The sequence below is a fragment of the Parabacteroides sp. Marseille-P3160 genome, assembly GCF_900162725.1.
Taxonomy (GTDB): domain Bacteria; phylum Bacteroidota; class Bacteroidia; order Bacteroidales; family Tannerellaceae; genus Marseille-P3160.
The window spans coordinates 3,736,714-3,754,615 of the sequence record NZ_LT799418.1 but is presented as its reverse complement, the minus strand read 5'-3'; the positions used below and the strand labels follow the sequence as shown (position 1 = coordinate 3,754,615).

The 17,902-nt window shown below is 44.3% G+C and carries 12 protein-coding genes; 11 read left to right on the top strand and 1 reads right to left on the bottom strand.

Annotated elements, in window-relative coordinates; all coding sequences use genetic code 11:
* Window positions 1-482 precede the first annotated feature (482 nt).
* The gene (locus tag BQ8014_RS15105; protein ID WP_080905076.1) at window positions 483-1,727 is read left to right on the top strand and encodes a dicarboxylate/amino acid:cation symporter; all 1,245 of its coding nucleotides are present in this window, start codon (window positions 483-485) and stop codon (window positions 1,725-1,727) included.
* Between the two features lie 28 nt (window positions 1,728-1,755).
* Window positions 1,756-3,594: a membrane dipeptidase gene (locus BQ8014_RS15100; protein ID WP_234998060.1), complete on the top strand. Its 1,839-nt coding sequence runs from the start codon at window positions 1,756-1,758 to the stop codon at window positions 3,592-3,594.
* Here the strand turns inward: BQ8014_RS15100 and BQ8014_RS15095 are convergent.
* Window positions 3,587-4,318, bottom strand: a complete 732-nt coding sequence (locus tag BQ8014_RS15095) for a lysophospholipid acyltransferase family protein (RefSeq protein WP_080905075.1) — start codon at window positions 4,316-4,318, stop codon at window positions 3,587-3,589. The genes BQ8014_RS15100 and BQ8014_RS15095 overlap by 8 nt on opposite strands.
* 375 nt (window positions 4,319-4,693) lie before the next feature.
* Between BQ8014_RS15095 and BQ8014_RS15090 the strand changes: the two genes are divergently transcribed.
* The 9 genes from BQ8014_RS15090 (at window position 4,694) to BQ8014_RS15050 (ending at window position 17,505) form a co-directional block, all read left to right on the top strand.
* Window positions 4,694-5,260 (top strand): RNA polymerase sigma-70 factor, encoded by a 567-nt coding sequence (locus BQ8014_RS15090; RefSeq protein ID WP_080905074.1) that lies wholly within the window; start codon window positions 4,694-4,696, stop codon window positions 5,258-5,260.
* A gap of 842 nt (window positions 5,261-6,102) precedes the next feature.
* On the top strand, window positions 6,103-7,080 hold the full coding sequence (locus BQ8014_RS15085; protein WP_160150101.1) for a FecR domain-containing protein: 978 nt from the start codon (window positions 6,103-6,105) through the stop codon (window positions 7,078-7,080).
* A gap of 189 nt (window positions 7,081-7,269) precedes the next feature.
* A complete protein-coding gene (locus tag BQ8014_RS15080; RefSeq protein ID WP_080905072.1) occupies window positions 7,270-10,593 on the top strand; it encodes a SusC/RagA family TonB-linked outer membrane protein in 3,324 nt (1,107 codons plus the stop codon).
* A gap of 24 nt (window positions 10,594-10,617) precedes the next feature.
* A complete protein-coding gene (locus BQ8014_RS15075; RefSeq protein WP_080905071.1) occupies window positions 10,618-12,324 on the top strand; it encodes a RagB/SusD family nutrient uptake outer membrane protein in 1,707 nt (568 codons plus the stop codon).
* Window positions 12,325-12,504: 180 nt separating this feature from the next.
* Window positions 12,505-12,714 (top strand): type II toxin-antitoxin system Phd/YefM family antitoxin, encoded by a 210-nt coding sequence (locus BQ8014_RS15070; RefSeq protein WP_080905070.1) that lies wholly within the window; start codon window positions 12,505-12,507, stop codon window positions 12,712-12,714.
* Window positions 12,711-13,031, top strand: a complete 321-nt coding sequence (locus BQ8014_RS15065) for a hypothetical protein (RefSeq protein ID WP_080905069.1) — start codon at window positions 12,711-12,713, stop codon at window positions 13,029-13,031. The genes BQ8014_RS15070 and BQ8014_RS15065 overlap by 4 nt, the downstream gene beginning before the upstream one ends.
* A gap of 39 nt (window positions 13,032-13,070) precedes the next feature.
* Window positions 13,071-14,747 (top strand): FAD-dependent oxidoreductase, encoded by a 1,677-nt coding sequence (locus tag BQ8014_RS15060; RefSeq protein WP_080905068.1) that lies wholly within the window; start codon window positions 13,071-13,073, stop codon window positions 14,745-14,747.
* A 150-nt stretch (window positions 14,748-14,897) separates the two neighbouring features.
* Entirely contained in the window at window positions 14,898-15,587 is a 690-nt protein-coding gene (locus tag BQ8014_RS15055; protein ID WP_080905067.1) for a hydrolase, read from the top strand.
* 55 nt (window positions 15,588-15,642) lie between these two features.
* Complete coding sequence (locus BQ8014_RS15050) at window positions 15,643-17,505, top strand: FAD-dependent oxidoreductase (RefSeq protein ID WP_080905066.1); 1,863 nt, start codon at window positions 15,643-15,645, stop codon at window positions 17,503-17,505.
* The last annotated feature ends 397 nt before the right edge of the window (window positions 17,506-17,902 follow it).

Below are 17,902 nucleotides of genomic sequence, written 5' to 3'. Positions count from 1 at the left end.
AGACGCAATGGCTGATTTTGCTTGTTAAAAACCTCATGATAAATCGTCTCACTCCATTGATCTCCCGATGCATATTGGTCATAGTTGTATGAAAATAATTCTTAATTGTTTTTCTCGTAAAAAATATGTAAATATGTAAAATAGTATTCTGCAATATTAAAAAATTACAAAAGTAGGGAAAAAGATAAGAACTTGTTTAAATTTTGCTCGTTAATTTGTTTCGTTCTGTTTTTAGGGTAGTTGATTCGTTTACGAAGCGATAATAGCGGGTTATTTGAGCTGAACAAACGGAGCAAATTCAAAAAAAGGCTAAACCAATAACGAACTAATCTTTAGAAAAAAATGTGGAAATTTTAAACAGGCACTAAAAAAACAAAGGATATCGGCATGGAAAGTTAACTTACCGCAAGACTATTTTTCAAAATACAAATATTTTGAAAAGAAAGTGTACTTTTGTCGAAACAAACGTTTTGCTCATCAAAATGAATATATTGAAAAATTATGCTTTCACTTTTTGCTTATTGGCGGGAATTGTGATAGGTGGAGTTTGTGGGATTATTTTTAAGGAAGACGCCTCGATTGTAAAACCGGTAGGGGATTTGTTTCTCAACCTGATGTTCGTTCTTATTGTCCCGCTCGTTTTGTTTAGTGTTTCATCCGCCATTTGCAATATGAAGCAGAGCGAGAAAGTCGGTAAGGTGACAGGTAATATTGTTCTTGTGTTTTTAGTTACTTCGATTATTGTTGCCGGGCTTGCTTACTTTCTTACGCTATTCTATAATCCGCTCGATAAAATTGACCGTTCGGAAATCATCTCCGGCTTATCCGCTGTGCAATCTGTCGAAGTACAGCATCTTTCGTCTGCCGAGTTGCTGGTAAATACGTTTACCGTATCGGACTTTCCCTTGCTTTTCACAAAAACACATTTACTTCCTCTTATCCTGTTTTCCATTCTATTGGGACTGGGAGTCGTTTCTGCCGGAAAGAAGGGTAAGATTGTAGCCTGCTTTCTTAATTCGGCGACTCAGGTCGTCTTGAAGATGATAACGATTATCATGTATGCGGCGCCTGTCGGTTTGGGGTGTTATTTTGCCGATACCATAGGGCAATTGGGAGGACAATTGCTCCACGGGTATGCGAATGCATTCGTTTTATATTTGGTGTTGGCATTCATCAGTTTCTTCGGATTGAATTCCCTGTATTTGTTTCTGGCCGGAGGCAAGAAGGCTTTTGTCGCTTTCTGGTCGAATATCCTGACTCCCGCCCTTACGGCGATAGCCACTTCGTCGAGCGCCGCTTGCATACCAGTGAATATTGCCGCCACACATAAGATGGGAGTACCGCTCGGTATTGCCGAAACGGTGATTCCACTGGGAACAAATCTGCACAAGGATGGATCGATAATCGGCGGAGTCTTGAAAATCGCTTTCCTCTTTACAATCTTCGGACGTGAAATGACGGGAGTCGATTCATTCCTGATGATTATCGGAGTCGCCTTGCTGGTCGGAATCGTAATCGGGGCGATCCCGAGCGGAGGGATGACCGGTGAACTGCTCATTTGTTCGGTCTTCGGATTTTCACCTCAAATGGTGGGAACGCTCATGGTCATCACGACCATCATCGATGTGCCGGCAACATTGCTTAATTCAACGGGAAATATTATGACTTCGGTATTGGTTACCCGCCTGACCGAAGGGAAGAGGTGGATTGAAAAAATAGTCAACTAATCCTTTATATAATCTGAAAAACTTCTGTATGATGAAGAATTTATTTTTTATTGCATTCTTTTGCCTCTTGTTTTTTATGCCTGATGTCCTTTCGGGGCAGGTGACGGATATGGCCGGTTTGGATCGTCTGGTTGACGGCCGCTTTGCTGATCTTCGGACGGTGTCCGGGCCGGTGATCGGTATTTCAGGCACACCACGTACCGACGGAGGTTCTACCGTCTCCGGTTCCTATATCCAGGCGGTCGAAAAGGCCGGAGGTATTCCACTCGTGATTCCGGTAATTGCCGACGGCGAAGCTATCCGTCGACTGCTGGAACAGATCGACGGCTTGGTGATGACGGGCGGAAGTGATGTGGCTCCTTCGTTCTATAACGAAGGGAAATGGAATGAAACAGTAGAGATCGATTCGCTTCGGGATGTCTTTGATCTGATGCTGATCAGGATGGCCGGTAATCGCAATATTCCCATATTGGGCATTTGCAGGGGCGCCCAGTTGGTCAATGTCGCTTTCGGAGGTTCTTTATACCAGGATCTTCCGACGCAGGTCGGGGACACGAGTGTTCATCACAGGCAAACCGTCCCCATGCAGCAAGCCTCCCATTCCGTATCAATTGTAAAAGGTACGATGTTGGGAACGATCCTCGGAAGAGATTCCCTCCGGGTTAATTCCTATCATCATCAGGCGGTGAAAGAGGTTGCTCCGCTTTTCCGCATTGCCGCGAAATCGACCGATGGCATTGTGGAAGCTATCGAGGCCTATCCCAACCGGGCAATATGCGGAGTCCAGTGGCATCCGGAATCGTTAGTCGATAAGGATACTTCCATGTTGCAAATCTATCAGCAGATCGTAAAGCGCGCCGCTTTGTATAAGAAAGCAAAGGAAATACATAGGCATATATTAGCATTGGATACCCATTCCGATACTCCTTTGAACTTTATCCACATTACCGGTTATGATTTCAGTAAACGGGAAAAGAACCAGGTGAACTTGCCGAAAATGGAGGAGGGGCGCCTCGATGGGATCTTCCTGGCTGCCTATATCGGGCAGGGGAAACGGGATGATGCCTCTCTGGAAAAGGCCGTAAGGCATGTCGAAACGATTATCGATTCGATTTACACTCAGGTCGGACGCAACAAGGATTTATGTGACCTGGCCGTTACCGGCGAAGATCTTGCACGTCTCAAGGAAGAGGGGAAAAAGGCGGTTTTTATCGGCATCGAAAACGGCTACGGCATAGGAAAAACGATCGGCAACCTGAAGAAATTCAGGGATAAAGGCGTTGATTACATGACCTTATGCCATACCCGGAATAATGACATCTGCGATTCATCAAGCGATTCCATTCCGGAATGGGGAGGATTGAGCCCATTCGGGCGTAAAGTCGTACGGGAAATGAACCGCCTGGGAATGATTATCGACTTATCCCACGCCCATGAAAATACCTTCTGGGCTGTCCTGAAAGCAAGCAAAATGCCGGTGGTCGTTACCCATTCTTCGGTACGGGCCTTATGCGATCATGATCGCAACCTTACGGATCGGCAGATGACGGCTTTGGCGGAGAAGGGAGGCGTGATGCAACTTTGTCCTGTCGATGAGTTTATTTCGGAAAACATAAAGGAAGCAAACCTGGATCAGTTTATGGATCACCTTGATTATGCCGTAAAGTTGATGGGGATCGACCATGTGGGTATCGGCTCTGACTTTGACGGTGGCGGGGGGCTTATCGGCCTTCGCGGAGCAAACGATATGGTCAATATCACTGTTAAACTGATAGAAAGGGGTTATAACAAAGAGGAGATTGCCAAAATCTGGGGCGGTAATTTTTTAAGGGTCTTGGCCGATGTACAGGCCGGACGTGTTAAATGACCGCCTGAACTACGGCTTGTTCCGTCTTTTCGAAAAGTTCGGGAAAAGGTGTATCTTTAACAGAGATAGGAGTATGGATCGTGAATTCAAGTTTATTCCCGATGCCTAAGGGAAAAGAACCCCATCTTGTCATTTTCCATGAATTGTTGATGGTTACGGGAACCACATAGGCGGAAGGCGCATATTTGCAAAGGATCTTCAATCCGTTATTAGCGAAGGGAATAGGCTTGCCTGTCTTGCTTCTCGTACCTTCGGGAAAGATGACGGTCGCCCGTTTGTTTGTCTCGATGTAGCTGGCCATTTTCTTTATGGCGGATAGTGCTTGTTTCGGATCTTTCCTGTCGATAAGTACGGAGCCCCCATGATTCAGATTATATGAAATGCTGGGAATACCTCTGCCCAATTCAATCTTGCTGACAAATTTCGGATGTACTTTCCGCATAAACCACCCAATGCTCGTGATGTCATAAAAGCTTTGATGATTGGCCGCGATGACTAAAGGTACGCCGGTCGGAAGATTATTTAAATTATTGATTTTATATCTTGTCCCCAGAACATACGTGTTGGCCACCAAAAAAAAGCATAATGCATCAACGCTTCTTTTATGCGCCATATAGCCGAACAGGTTGAAGCACAGCCATTGTATAGGATGGAAAATAACCAGGGTCGCTCCTAACAGCAGGTAATAGATAATGGAAAGGGGATAAGCTATTAATTTTTGCATTTATCTTCAGCTTTTGAGTTTTCTTCTTTTAAGGTTCCATTGCATTCTCCAAGCGATCCTCCGCATGCAGAGGCAGCACAAATCATATGAAGAACAATCTGGTACAAACCCGACTATCCGGTCTGCAAAGGTATGAAAATAAATGAATTTGTTTTTGTTTATATAAACATTTACTACCTTTGTGTTGATAGGGAGTGAATAAAAAGTACTTACCTCATAAGGGGATAATGGATTGGGCAATGGGATACACGAGAATACCGGAACCGACTGTTGAATTTATGGAAAAAGCCGTTATATAAAGCCCGGAGAAAAAGATTCATAATATGATATATATTATCTAAAAAAACTATATTTGCTTTTGAAATAATACTATCTATGAGTTCACAAAGATCGATATCCGTGATTGATGTCTCTTCCTTTCGGGTAATATACGAGTTGTATTTTGATCCGGTATGTGAATTCCTATCTTTTTATACGAGAGACGCCGCTGCGATCGAGGATGTGGTGCAGGATATTTTTATCAATCTTTGGGAAAACAGGGACTATGTGGAAATCCGGTATCTGAAAACTTATCTTTATAATGCTGCCCGTAACCGCATGCTAAACTACTTGCGGAATACAGAGAATCATACCCTATCGCTTGCGGAATGGGTGAGGGAGAAGGAAGCGGCGGAAGCGGGTGCGGACTGTTATGATTTGGAGGAGTTTTCCATCATACTGGGCAAGGCCGTCGATCTTCTGCCGGAACGATGCAAAGAAATCTTTATCCTGAACAAGGAAAAAAAACTCACTTACCAGCAAATTGCCGATTATTGCCATATTTCGGTGAAAACGGTAGAAACACAGATGTCTATCGCCTTGAAGCGAATCCGCGCTTATATCACATCCAACTATGGGACAGCTATTCAGATAGGCCTCTGTTGTCTCTGCTTATCTCTCTGATGGGTCTCCTTTGTTTTGCTTTTTCCGCCCGATAGCAGGAAGGCGTCACCTCCCTGCACTGATTTTCATGCAGATTTATACTCTCTATCATTCTTCACTGAACGTAGTGTCTGCTGACGGTACATCAGAACAAACACTTAAACTTCAGTTATGTTCGGCGGAAGCTCCAGCTTCCGTCGGTGATAAAAGCGAGGCTCCTGCCTCGCAATGATTATCCTTTTTAAGAATAGGAGGGTGTGTCAAAATGAAGGGAATTCCGTAGGGGCGAATTGCATTCGCCCACTCCTATACAATTTAATAAAAATCAACGTATTATATATATAATTCCATGATACGGGCTAATTCAATTCACCCCTACACACCCCACAATGGGCTTTTGACACATCTTCTTCCAACACGACGGAGTGGGGAGACTCCGCCAACAAATGGATAAGTGAGTTTTCTCTGTTTCACCGTACTCGTTTTTTTATTACATCATGGTGTGCCTGCAGGCACACCTTGGTAGGCCTGGTGGCCCATCATGGTGAGCCACCAGGCCCACCAAGATAAAATAATACATTGAGTACATGGGAATACAGAATCGGTGTGGTTTAATGATTTTGTTGACTACATTTTCTCTAACTTGTAAGTTGGTTGACTTGTTTATTATTTAGTTATAAATCACGTTGACTCATTTTGTCATAAATCATAATTAGAGTTGACTGTAATTTTTTGATGCCTTAAAACACCCAATCGCCGGGAGGCTTTGTGTTATGCAACATAAGCCTTTTCTCCAAACAAAAGTAAAATCTTTTCAGGGTATTTTCTTGCTTGTGGGTCTAAGATATAAAAGAGGAAAAAATATGAAAATTCCATATGAAGAAATAGCCGGTTATCTGAAAGGCAACTGTAGTCCGTCGGAAAAGGCAGCGGTAGAAGAATGGATTAACCGCAATCCTGATCATCAGGCTATTTTCAACTCCCTGAAAAAAGAATGGAAATATCTGGCGGAGGACCCTGTACTCCCTGCGCCCGACCGGGAACGCGTATGGTCCAGGATTGGAGAAGCAATCGACTATCAGGCTCCGGCCGCCCTGTATACCCGGAAGATTTTGGTTAAGTACATTAGCCTTGCCGCGTGCATTGCCTTGCTTCTGGGAGTGGAACTGTCGTTCCTGTTTAATCGCGGAGATCATCCGGCGATGCAATTTACGGCTTATGCCCCTTTGGGTGAGAAGGCCATGTTAACGCTTCCCGATTCCTCCAGAGTATGGTTGAATTCCGGATCCGCGCTGACCTATTATGCCCGTTCCGGAGAACGTGTCGTCAGCTTGCAGGGGGAAGCCTTTTTCGAAGTAACAAAAGATCCGCGGAAAGCCTTTATCGTTCAATCGGGCGGCGTTAATGTACAGGTGCACGGCACCAGTTTTAATGTTTCGGCTTACGAATCCGATCCGGACATCGAGGTGTCGCTTGAAAAGGGCAGCATTTCACTCATCAATCAAAAGAACGGGATGGTATTGGCCGATCTCCGGCCGAACCAGATGGTGCAGGTTTCCAAATCGGACTTGGGATGTCGTGTGATAGCCGATGATGCCGAAATAACCAAACTCTGGACGAACAACATCCTGAAAATATATAATAATGATATCTATGAAGTGGTTAAAAAGTTGGAACGTTGGTATGGCGTGGACATCGAGCTTGGAAATGCCCGGTCCGACTTGCGCTATACATTTGTCGTGAAAACAGAATCTTTGAGGGAGTTATTGGATCTGATAAACAAGATGACTCCCATAACATATAAAATAGAAGGAAAGGAGGTGAGCATCCGGTTGAGATAAAGAAAACCATCCCAAAAAAAGCACGAAGAACGGCCATTCCTCATGCTTTTTATCGCTAAACACCAAATTAAACCATCTGCAATTGTTTGCCGCCTTAAATAGGACGGTAAGTCATTTGTGATTTTTGCTGTTTAGAATTACAAACATAGATAAAAAGAAAAAATCATCTAACATTAAATCTTATTTATTATGCATAAAAAGGTATTATTACTATCTTTTGTGTTATTCTCATTGCTAATGAATGTGCAAGCAGATAATAATATGCAGCGCATCAATGTTAACCTGAATAATATTAGTTTGAAAGACTTCTTCTCGTATATTGAGAAGAACTACCCCTATACATTTATGTACAACAATACTGAAATCAATGATAAAGAGAAGATTTCAGTGAAAGAGCAGAACCAAACAATAAATAATGTATTGAACGCAGTTTTGGGGAAGAAGGGGATTAAGTATGAAATTGAAGGGGACCAAGTTATTTTAACCAAAGGGAATCATCTGTCTGTCACTTCCCCCTCTTCAACACAGCAGAACCGGACCCTGACCGGACTCATAACCGATAAGAACGGAGAACCGATTATTGGAGCTAATGTGGTGGTCAAGGGTACAACAATCGGGATGATCTCCGATTTAAACGGAGGCTTCACTTTAAATAATGTTCCGGCAAATGCTACGTTACAAGTCTCTTTTATTGGTTATCTTACCCAGGAAATCAAAGTTGGAAACCGTAATAGCTTTTCTGTGACGCTTCAGGAAGATACACAGTCGTTGGAGGACGTAGTCGTTGTGGGATATGGGACGCAGAAGAAAGCAAACCTTACCGGAGCCGTATCCACAGTCTCGTTACCCGAAATGGAAAAACGTACGGTAGCGTCGACTTCACTGGCTTTGCAAGGCTTGGTGCCCGGCGTAACCGTAACGCAACGAAGCGGTAAGCCCGGCGGTGACGGTGGAGTAATAAGTGTTCGTGGTAAAACCACTTTGGGAAACAACGATGTATTAGTACTCATCGACGGCGTTGAATCAAATATCAACTCCATCGATCCGAAAAGCATTGAATCCATTTCGGTACTGAAAGATGCAGCATCGGCAGCTATCTATGGTAGCCGTGCGGCTAACGGGGTAATCCTCATTACGACCAAGCGCGCGGAAGACGGCAAGGCATATGTATCCTATAACGGATACCTAGCGAAGGGCAAACCTACCAATGTACCCAAATATGTAGGCGCCGTTGATTTTATGAAGTATATTTCGATTGCAAAGCGCGCCGTAGGCATGACGCCCGAATATTCCGATGAATATATCCAGGAATATGAAGCCGGCGTTCAGCGAGGCGACCCCAACTATCCCGATGTGGATTGGTTCGATGCGACCGCTACTAACAATGGCCTTTTAACAAACCACTTTCTCACCGTCAGCCTTGGCACCAAAGAACTTAAGTCGCTAACGCAAGTGGGATATCTTTCGCAGAACGGTATTACCGAAAATACGAACTTCAAGAGATATACTCTCCGGTCGAATACGGATTACAAGGTATTGCCTAAACTTAACATCAGGACAGATATAGCGCTTGTTTACTCGGACGCCGTAGAACCTTCCAAACTTGGAACAGGTTATAACTGGGTAGGACGAATACCAGCCAATCAGGCAGCCTATCTGGCCGACGGACGTTACGGTCCGGGTTGGCAAGGCATTAATCCTGTTGCCTATTATAAGGATGGAGGCACCCTGAAAAACGCGAATCCTTCGGGTATCATAAATCTTATTGCTGTCTATAATCCTATCAAAGATTTGGAAATCAAGGGGCAGTACGCATTAAATTACTGGGAAGGGCATACCACTAACTGGGATAAACGGGTACAACTATATCTTAACGACGGTACTCCCGACCCCCAGACGCAGTCAAAATCAACGCTTAGCGAAAATACAAACAGAAGTCTCCGAAATATGGCGGTTGCAAGTGCAACATACAATAAATCTATTGCCGAGACGCACAACATAAAGGTGATGGCCGGCTATCAGCAGGAGACATTCTGGAACAAATGGCACACAAGTTACAGGGAAGTATTTCCATTTCCCGATTATCCGGTCTTGAATGCCGGAGGAAGCGATAATCAAAAGTCGAGCGGTTCGGCTTCCGACTATGCTTTGCAGTCGGTATTCGGACGTCTGAACTATGATTTCTTGGGTAAATATTTGTTTGAAGTAAATTTACGATATGATGGTTCTTCCAGATTTGCCGAAGGGCATAGATGGGGAGCTTTCCCGTCGGTATCCGGCGCATGGCGTATCAGCGAAGAAGCATTCTGGAGTGGTATAAAAGAGACAGTGGACAACCTGAAAATCCGCGCATCATGGGGACAGTTAGGAAATCAAAACACGCTGAACGGTTATTATCCGGCTCAATCGGTTGTGAATTTAGGCACAAATTATATATTTGACAAGAATATAACATCAGGAGCCGCTATCACAACAATGGCGAATTCTTTGATAAGCTGGGAAACAACCACTATGACTAATATCGGCCTGGACCTCAGTTTATTCAATAAATTCTCCTTTTATGCCGATTACTATTATAGAGTTACTAACGATATTCTGCTGAATCTTAATATTCCGCTGATTATAGGATTGTCGGCTCCTGCACAGAATGCGGGAAAGCTTGAAAACAAAGGCTGGGAAATAGGATTAACCTATAATGACAAGTTTGGCGACTTAAATTTCAGCGCCATGTTTAATCTTTCGGACGTCAGGAACAAAATACTTGACCTGAAAGGAATTAATGAAACAGGGCTTACTGTCAATCGTGAAGGCTATCCCATGTATTCGCTTTACGGATACGAAGCTGACGGTTATATTGTTCCCGAAGATTACGATAGCAACGGCAAATACTTGGGAGCTACCCAGATTGGTAATTTCGGTCCCGGCGATATCAAGTACAAGGACCAACTGACGGTTGATACCGACGGCGATGGGATTCCGGACGCAGGCGACGGCGTTATCAATACTTCCGATTGCGTGATTATGGGTAACACCATTCCGCGTTATACTTTCGGAATGAGCCTTTTCGCCGAATATAAAGGCATAGACCTGAACATCCTTTTTCAAGGCGTCGGGAAAGCCGACGGTTATGTCTGGGGGCATTCGATAGGCTCTTTTTATGAAGGAGGTTCAATGCCCGAAATAGGCAAAGATTACTGGACGCCCGAAAACCGCGACGCCAAGTTCCCGCGATTGGCTTTCAACAACAGTAACAACCAGCAAAATTCATCCTTCTGGATTAAAGATGCCGCTTATCTTCGTTTGAAGAACGTTCAGCTCGGTTATACGGTTCCCAATAAAATTACATCCAAAGCAGGTATTTCCAATTTGAGATTTTATGTAAGTACCGATAATGTGTTTACCATTTCCAAATTCTGGAAATATTTCGACGTCGAATCTCCTGTGTTAACCGGATATGGCAATTTCTATCCTATCATGCGTACAACTACGATTGGCATCGATTTGAGATTTTAATATCAACTTTTAGCTTTGAAAATTATGAACAAGTATTTTATTTTTATAAGCATATTATTATTTGCCTCGTGTAGTGATTTTTTGGAAAAGACACCTTTGGATTCGCCTTCCGATAAAACATTCCTGGCAAACGAAACCGAAATTAACATGGCCGTTGTAGGCTGTTACACCGACTTATGGACAGACTTGGAAGGCATGCCTTTCTATCTGGCTTTCGAGGAATTGTCGGATAACGGTTGGGACAGGAACACCAGTGACGTGCAAAAACTGTCGCAGGGTGCAAACGACGCCAAAAGCTCTTTTGTGGAAACAATCTGGAAGACATGTTATAGCGGCATTGCCAGATGCAACTATTTGATTAATAATATGGCTAAGGTAGAAGGTACCGTAAGTGCCGATGTTCTTTCTTATGCTAAAGCGCAAGCGCAATTCCTGAGGGCTTACTATTATTCGTATCTGGTTGAAATGTGGGGGGACGTTCCTTTAGTTTTGGAATCACTCACCCTTGCTGATGCCAATATCGGACGCTCGCCCAAGGCTGATGTGTTAAATCAGATTTTTAAGGATTATGACGAAGCGGCGGCTGTTCTTACTACGGCTAACAAACCGACTTCGGGACGTCCTACCAAACAGGCCGCGCTTGCATTGAAAGCAAGGACAGCTTTATACAATGAGAAGTGGGATGTGGCTATTGCGGCTGCTTCCGAAGTAATGAAATTAGAAGGTTCTGATGTGATTCTCGATCCGAGCTTTTCTAATCTGTTTACTTATGAAGGGCAGGATTCCAAAGAAATCCTCTTCTCCATACAGTATTTGTTCGGCCAAAAAGTACATCCCATATTCAGGCTGTTTGGCGGCAGAAACGGTGGCGGCCATGCCAACAAAATACCGTCTTATCAGTTAGTCGATTCCTATGAATGCCTTGATGGTCTTGCTATTGACAAATCGCCTCTCTATAATCCGGCTAAGCCTTGGGATAACAGAGACCCCCGACTGGCTTGGACTTTTGCATTGCCCTCTTCCGGTTATTCCGATTGGACAAAGGAGCCGGGCTGTATCTTTCAGGGTTTTCAGTTCGAGACGCATAGGGATAGCATTAAATGCTGGAATTATCATACCAACACTCGCGTGGACAATCAGGACGCTCTGAATGCTTACGCTTCGTTTAGCGGAATAAACTGGCGGAAGTATGTGAATGATAAAAACTATGGAGACGTCAATAACTGTGATAATAATATTATAGTTATTCGTTATGCCGAAGTGCTGTTGATTTATGCAGAGGCTAAAATCAAGGCGGGTCAGGCAGATGCTTCCGTTTATGCCGCTTTGAATAAAATCAGAACCCGCGCCGGTATGCCCGCTATCACAGAGACTAATCCCGACGAGCTGTTTTATGCAATAGCAAGAGAACGTAGGCATGAGTTATCAGGAGAAGGTCAAAGACTTTCCGATATAAGACGATGGAAGATTGCAGAGAAGGTCATGAACGGATTTTTGCTGGGAAGGATGCAAAAGTCTTATCCGTCGAAAGCTCCTGTCATAGATAAATGGGGTACTCCCGATTATGAAGCAGCCGGAATACCCATCGCTTCCGATACGAATGATCCGAATACATCTATGCGTACCGTAGACAAACGCGTCTTTAATCCGGTTAGGGACTATCTTTGGCCCATACCTTATATCGAAAGAAAAACGAATCCGAATTTGACGCAAAATCCAAATTATGAGTAAGAACTTAAAGGGAAGAGGGCTTCGGGCCTCTTCCCTCCCTTTAGCTTAAACTTACAAAAAAAGCAAATGAAATGGAATCATATAATTTAATATATTAGATCGACTTTATTTGTACAATTAATAGTACTATTCGTGTTTTTCCGTATCTTTGGGATAACAAACAATTATAAACAACGCGTTATGATTATAGTTAGTCAATCGGAATTTAGGGAAAATCTGAAAAAGTACTTCGATTTATCAGCAAAAGAAAGGGTTATTATTACTCAAAGGGGAACAAACGAGGTGATTGAGCTTGTTAGGAAAACAAGGGTAGAAGAACCTTATTTAACCGCAGATGAGTTTATAAAGGCTGTGCATACCCAGATAGATCGATTTCCGGATAAACAATGAATAATGTATTTTTTTCTCAGAAAGCAGTACTGTATTTAAGTGATTTGGTGGAAATACTCTATGTGAATAATTACTTCGGCTTCAAGGAGCAAGCAAAAATGTATGTAGAAGAATTGGTGCACGAAGTTGAAAGTTCCATTGGCACCATGCCGAAGAAGAAAGCCCCCGGATACTTTTCTAAGTATGGGGATAATTTGTACTATATCGGTTGCCGGAAAAACAAAAATACAAAGTGGTATTTCTTCTTTAATGTCAGGGAGAATGACTATTATATCGAATACATTGGGAATAATCATGTAATTGCTCAATATTTATGATTCCGAGAACCAATTGATTGAATTTAAAAACAATATACCATGAAATTTTATCTAACGAGTATCCTTTTCTTTCTTTATTTTTCCGGCATTTTTGCCCAAAAAAGCAAAACATATGATGTGGTGATTTACGGAGGAACATCGGCCGGCATAGCTTCGGCTATCCAAACTTCCCGGATGGGTAAATCCGTAGTGCTGATTGAACCGACCCGGCGCATTGGCGGATTGACAACAGGTGGCCTGGGGCAGACCGATATCGGCAATAAGCAAGTCATCGGAGGTATTTCAAGGGAGTTCTACCAGAATGTCAGGGAATACTATGATAATCCCAGTAATTGGAAATGGCAAAAACGGGAGGATTATATGGATGAAGGACAAACACGTACCGGGAAAGAAGAAGAAACGATGTGGACTTTTGAGCCTTCTGCCGCCTTAACGGTTTACAAACAAATGCTATCCCATGAGAAAATCGATCTTGTATACGGGGAAAGACTGGATCGTGAGAAGGGGGTAACCGTGAAAGAAGGTAAGATTATTTCCATCAAGATGGAAAGTGGCTCCGGTTATACAGGGAAAATATTCATCGACGCGACATATGAAGGTGACTTAATGGCGGCTGCCGGCGTTTCTTATCGCATAGGCCGTGAATCAAACAGCGAATATGGAGAGACATTGAACGGGGTACAAGCAAATAAAATAAACCGGACGCTTACATGGACGCTTTCAAGAAACGGACATAACCATAATTTTGTGAACCGTGTGGACCCTTATATCATAAAGGGGGATCCGGAAAGCGGATTATTACCCTATCTGATTAAAGGCGCTCCGGGGGTAGACGGAGAAGGGGATAAAGGAATACAGGCCTATTGCTTCCGTATGACTCTTACCGATCATCCCGATAACCGGATTCCTTTTAAAAAACCGGATAACTATGATGAATTGAATTATGAATTGCTTTTCAGAAACTATGAAGCCGGAGAAACTTCCATTCCGTGGATAAATTCCCCCATGCCGAATCGCAAGACGGATACGAATAATGCGAGAGGTTTTTCTACCGATTTCATAGGGCAAAACCATACTTATCCCGAAGCAAGTTATAAGGAGCGGGAGCAGATGATTCAAGCCCACCGAGATTACCAGCAAGGGTTGATGTGGTCGCTCGCCTATCATCCCCGTATTCCGCAAAAAGTGAGGGATGAAGTATCGCGATGGGGTACTTGTAAGGATGAATATGAGAAAGAAAGCAACGGGTGGCAAGGGCAACTTTATATCCGGGAAGCGCGGCGGATGCTCAGCAATTATGTGATGACTCAAAAAAATTGTGAGCGGATTGAGGTTGCGAACGATCCCGTCGGAATGGGCGCTTATGGAATGGATTCGCATCATGTGCAACGCTATGTGGATGTAAACGGGTTTGTTCAAAACGAAGGAAATGTGGAAGCCGGCGTTCCGTCTCCCTATCCGATCAGTTATCGGGCAATCGTTCCTAAAAAAGAAGAATGTACCAATCTCCTGGTTCCGATATGCGTAAGCTCTACCCATATTGCGTTTGGTTCCATTCGAATGGAGCCGGTCTTCATGGTGTTGGGGCAATCGGCGGCAACGGCAGCCTGCCTCGCTATCGATGGGAAGAAAGCCGTTCAGGATATCGATTATCCGGCATTGCAACAGCAATTGCTGAAAGATAAACAGATTCTGGAAGTGCAGATTAGTAAATGAATAAAATGAATGAAAAATGGGAATGAAATCTTAATGGAATACTCTCATTAATAGACCAATAACTATTAGTTTAAAAATCAATAAAGAATATCGGGGAAAGATAGGATGAATCTGAAAAATCGATATATTCGTCGCAAAAATAGATTCATTATGTATATCCCTGAAATTACATCCAACTTGCGGAAAGATATTATAAAAGTTCCTGCAATAATTAGAGAACAGGCATCCGGCATAAAATTATTCGGCAAACATATTAAGTCGTTAATTTTCTCTACGGATATCGCCATAATTATGAATACGGACGCCGATGCCGTAATCGCCGTTTATCCTTTTACCCCTCAGTTGGGGATAACAAAGGCCATTACGGAGGCTGCCAATATACCGGTGTTATGTGGTGTCGGAGGAGGATTGACCAATGGCTTGCGTTCGGCAAATATCGCTTTGCATGCGGAGTTCCAAGGAGTGTTTGCGGTCGTGCTCAATGCTCCGGCCTCTTTTGATACGATTCAGCAGGTAAGCCAATATATTGATATTCCCGTAGTTGTTACGGTCGTCTCCGAATATGCCGACGTAGAGGAGAAATTGCGGGCCGGAGCCTCCATCGTCAATGTGAGCGGGGCAAAGAAAACGGCCTTCATCGTACGGAAAATCCGGGAGCGATACCCGGAACTACCGATCATTGCAACCGGGGGCCCCACGGAAGAGCTTATTTTAGAGACGATTCAGGCGGGGGCGAATGCGATTACTTATACTCCGCCTACGAATGCCGAATTATTTAAGTTGAGGATGGAGCAATACCGGATCAAGGAGGGCAATGAGTCCGGAAAGGATGCGTCTTGACTTGTAAACGAACCGTATAAACGTTAGTTGAAAAATAATACTTAAATATAACACAATGAAAAACATTACTTTTTTTATTCTTTGTTTTTTGGCGGCAGGATTTGCCTGGGGACAGGAACGGCATAATCTGGTGATTGTCGGCGGCAATCCGGGAGGTATTATGACGGCCATATCTGCCGCGAAGTTAGGAAAGACTTCCGTTATTCTCGAACGTACGGAACATGTTGGCGGACTTCCGGCAAACGGATTAGGCGCTACGGACATTGCGACCCGTTCGGCAACCACCGGCCTGTTCCGTGAGTTCGTAGACCGGGTGAAACAGCATTATATCGATACCTACGGGGCCGGCTCCGAACAAGTTAAGGTTTGCAGTGACGGCTATCATTTCGAACCTTCGGTCGGTGCAAAGGTTTTTGGCGAAATGTTGGCGGAACATTCCGATAAAATTACTGTGCTGAAGATGCGCCAATTCGATTCGGAAGATACGAACATTGTCCTTCGCAATAACCGGATCGAGAAAATCCGTATCCTGAACCGGACAACCGGCGCGACGGAAGAATATACGGGGGATATCTTTATCGACGCCACCTATGAAGGCGATCTGACAGCTGCGGCGAAAGTCCCTTTTCGTGTTGGACGGGAAGGCTATGACGAGTTCAAGGAGGTTGGGGCCGGACGGATTTATAAGTATTGGGGAGGCCCGGAAGGCGCCGGCAGCACTTTTCAGGGCGACAACGCCGTACAGTCTTATAACTACCGCCTTTGTCTGACAAACGACCCGAAGAACCGGAAGGATTTTGTGAAACCGGCCAATTACAACCGGAACGAATATATATCCCTCGTTGAAGATGTCTGGGCGGGACGCCATGCGCAGTCGGCCATGCAACAGGTTACGCCGGCGATGATGGAAGAAAACCGCCGGCGCATCAAGGCCGGCCATCCGTCTGAAATACCCGGCGACGTCTGGGGGATTGCCAAGATAACCAATATCGTACATGTCCCGAACCGGAAGACGGACGCCAATAACCAACACGCCGTTTTCCTTTCCACTGATTTGCCGGAAGAAAACTGGCCGTGGCCGACCTCTTCCTGGGAGTGGAGGGATCGTTTCGCCCAACGCTTGCGCGAATATACCGAAGGATTGTTCTGGTTTGCACAGAACGATCCGGAGCTTCCACCTCATTTTCGCAAGGCGGCCAAGGAGTGGGGGCTGGCAAAAGATGAATATACGGACAACGGGAATTTTCCCCGACAGGTTTATGTGCGTGAAGGCCGCCGTTTCGAAGGCGTTTTCTTCTTTACGGCCAATGATGCTATCCCGGCCTTTATCGGCGGACGTCCGCCGGTTTATCAGGCAAGCATCACAGCCAGTCACTATGCATTGGATTCACATGCCGTTCGCAAACGCGAATCCGGCCGCGTTCATCTGGATGGTTTCCTCAGTTATCCGTCGGCTGTCTATACTGTGCCCTACGGAGTGATGGTGCCGAAAGAAGTCGATAATCTCTTGTTTCCCGTTCCGGTTTCCGGTTCGCATATCGGTTTCTCCACCCTCCGTATGGAGCCTTGCTGGATGGCCATCGGACAAGCTGCAGGCATCGCCTCTTCCTTAGCGATCGACGAACAGGTGAAGGTGCAGAACATCGATATCACCCAACTGCAGGATATTTTGGTTCAACAAAAAGCTACGCTGATTTATTTCAAGGATGTAGACAATTTGAATCCCAACTTCCCGCTCGTCCAGTTTATGGGACTCCGGGGTTATCTCCCCGCTTGGGAGGCCAAGTTGCAGGAACCGATCGATGCCGCCACCCTGCGGGAATGGCGCCAGCGAAGCAGCCTTCCTCTGGAAACGGCCACTCCCGGGCAAACAACGCGGCTTGCCGTTTTGCAGGAGATCCGGCAGTCTATAAAATAGGAAAATATAAATTTATTATTTGGGAGGGAAGAGAATGTCGATTCTATAATAATTCTGTATATTTGTAAGACTCTAACCTGGATGGAATATACAGGTTAGTAAATTGAAAAATAATATTGCAGTTAGATCTCTAGGCTGAAAACGACCAATTGTAAGCAAACAGAGAGAAAACAAAGTCAATACATTCCGTATAGGGGTGTGTTCCTTTTGCTTTTCTTGTTGTTTGCGGGTTACTTGGTCGTACCTCAGTCTTACAAGAAAGCGGAGGTACGCACCTTTTTTGTATTTATATTAAATAAAAGGAAGATGAATATGTAAAAATGAAATAAGAATATTATAATGCTTCGTCTGCATTTCTCAAGACTAAAAACGACCAATTTTAAGCAAACAGAGAAAG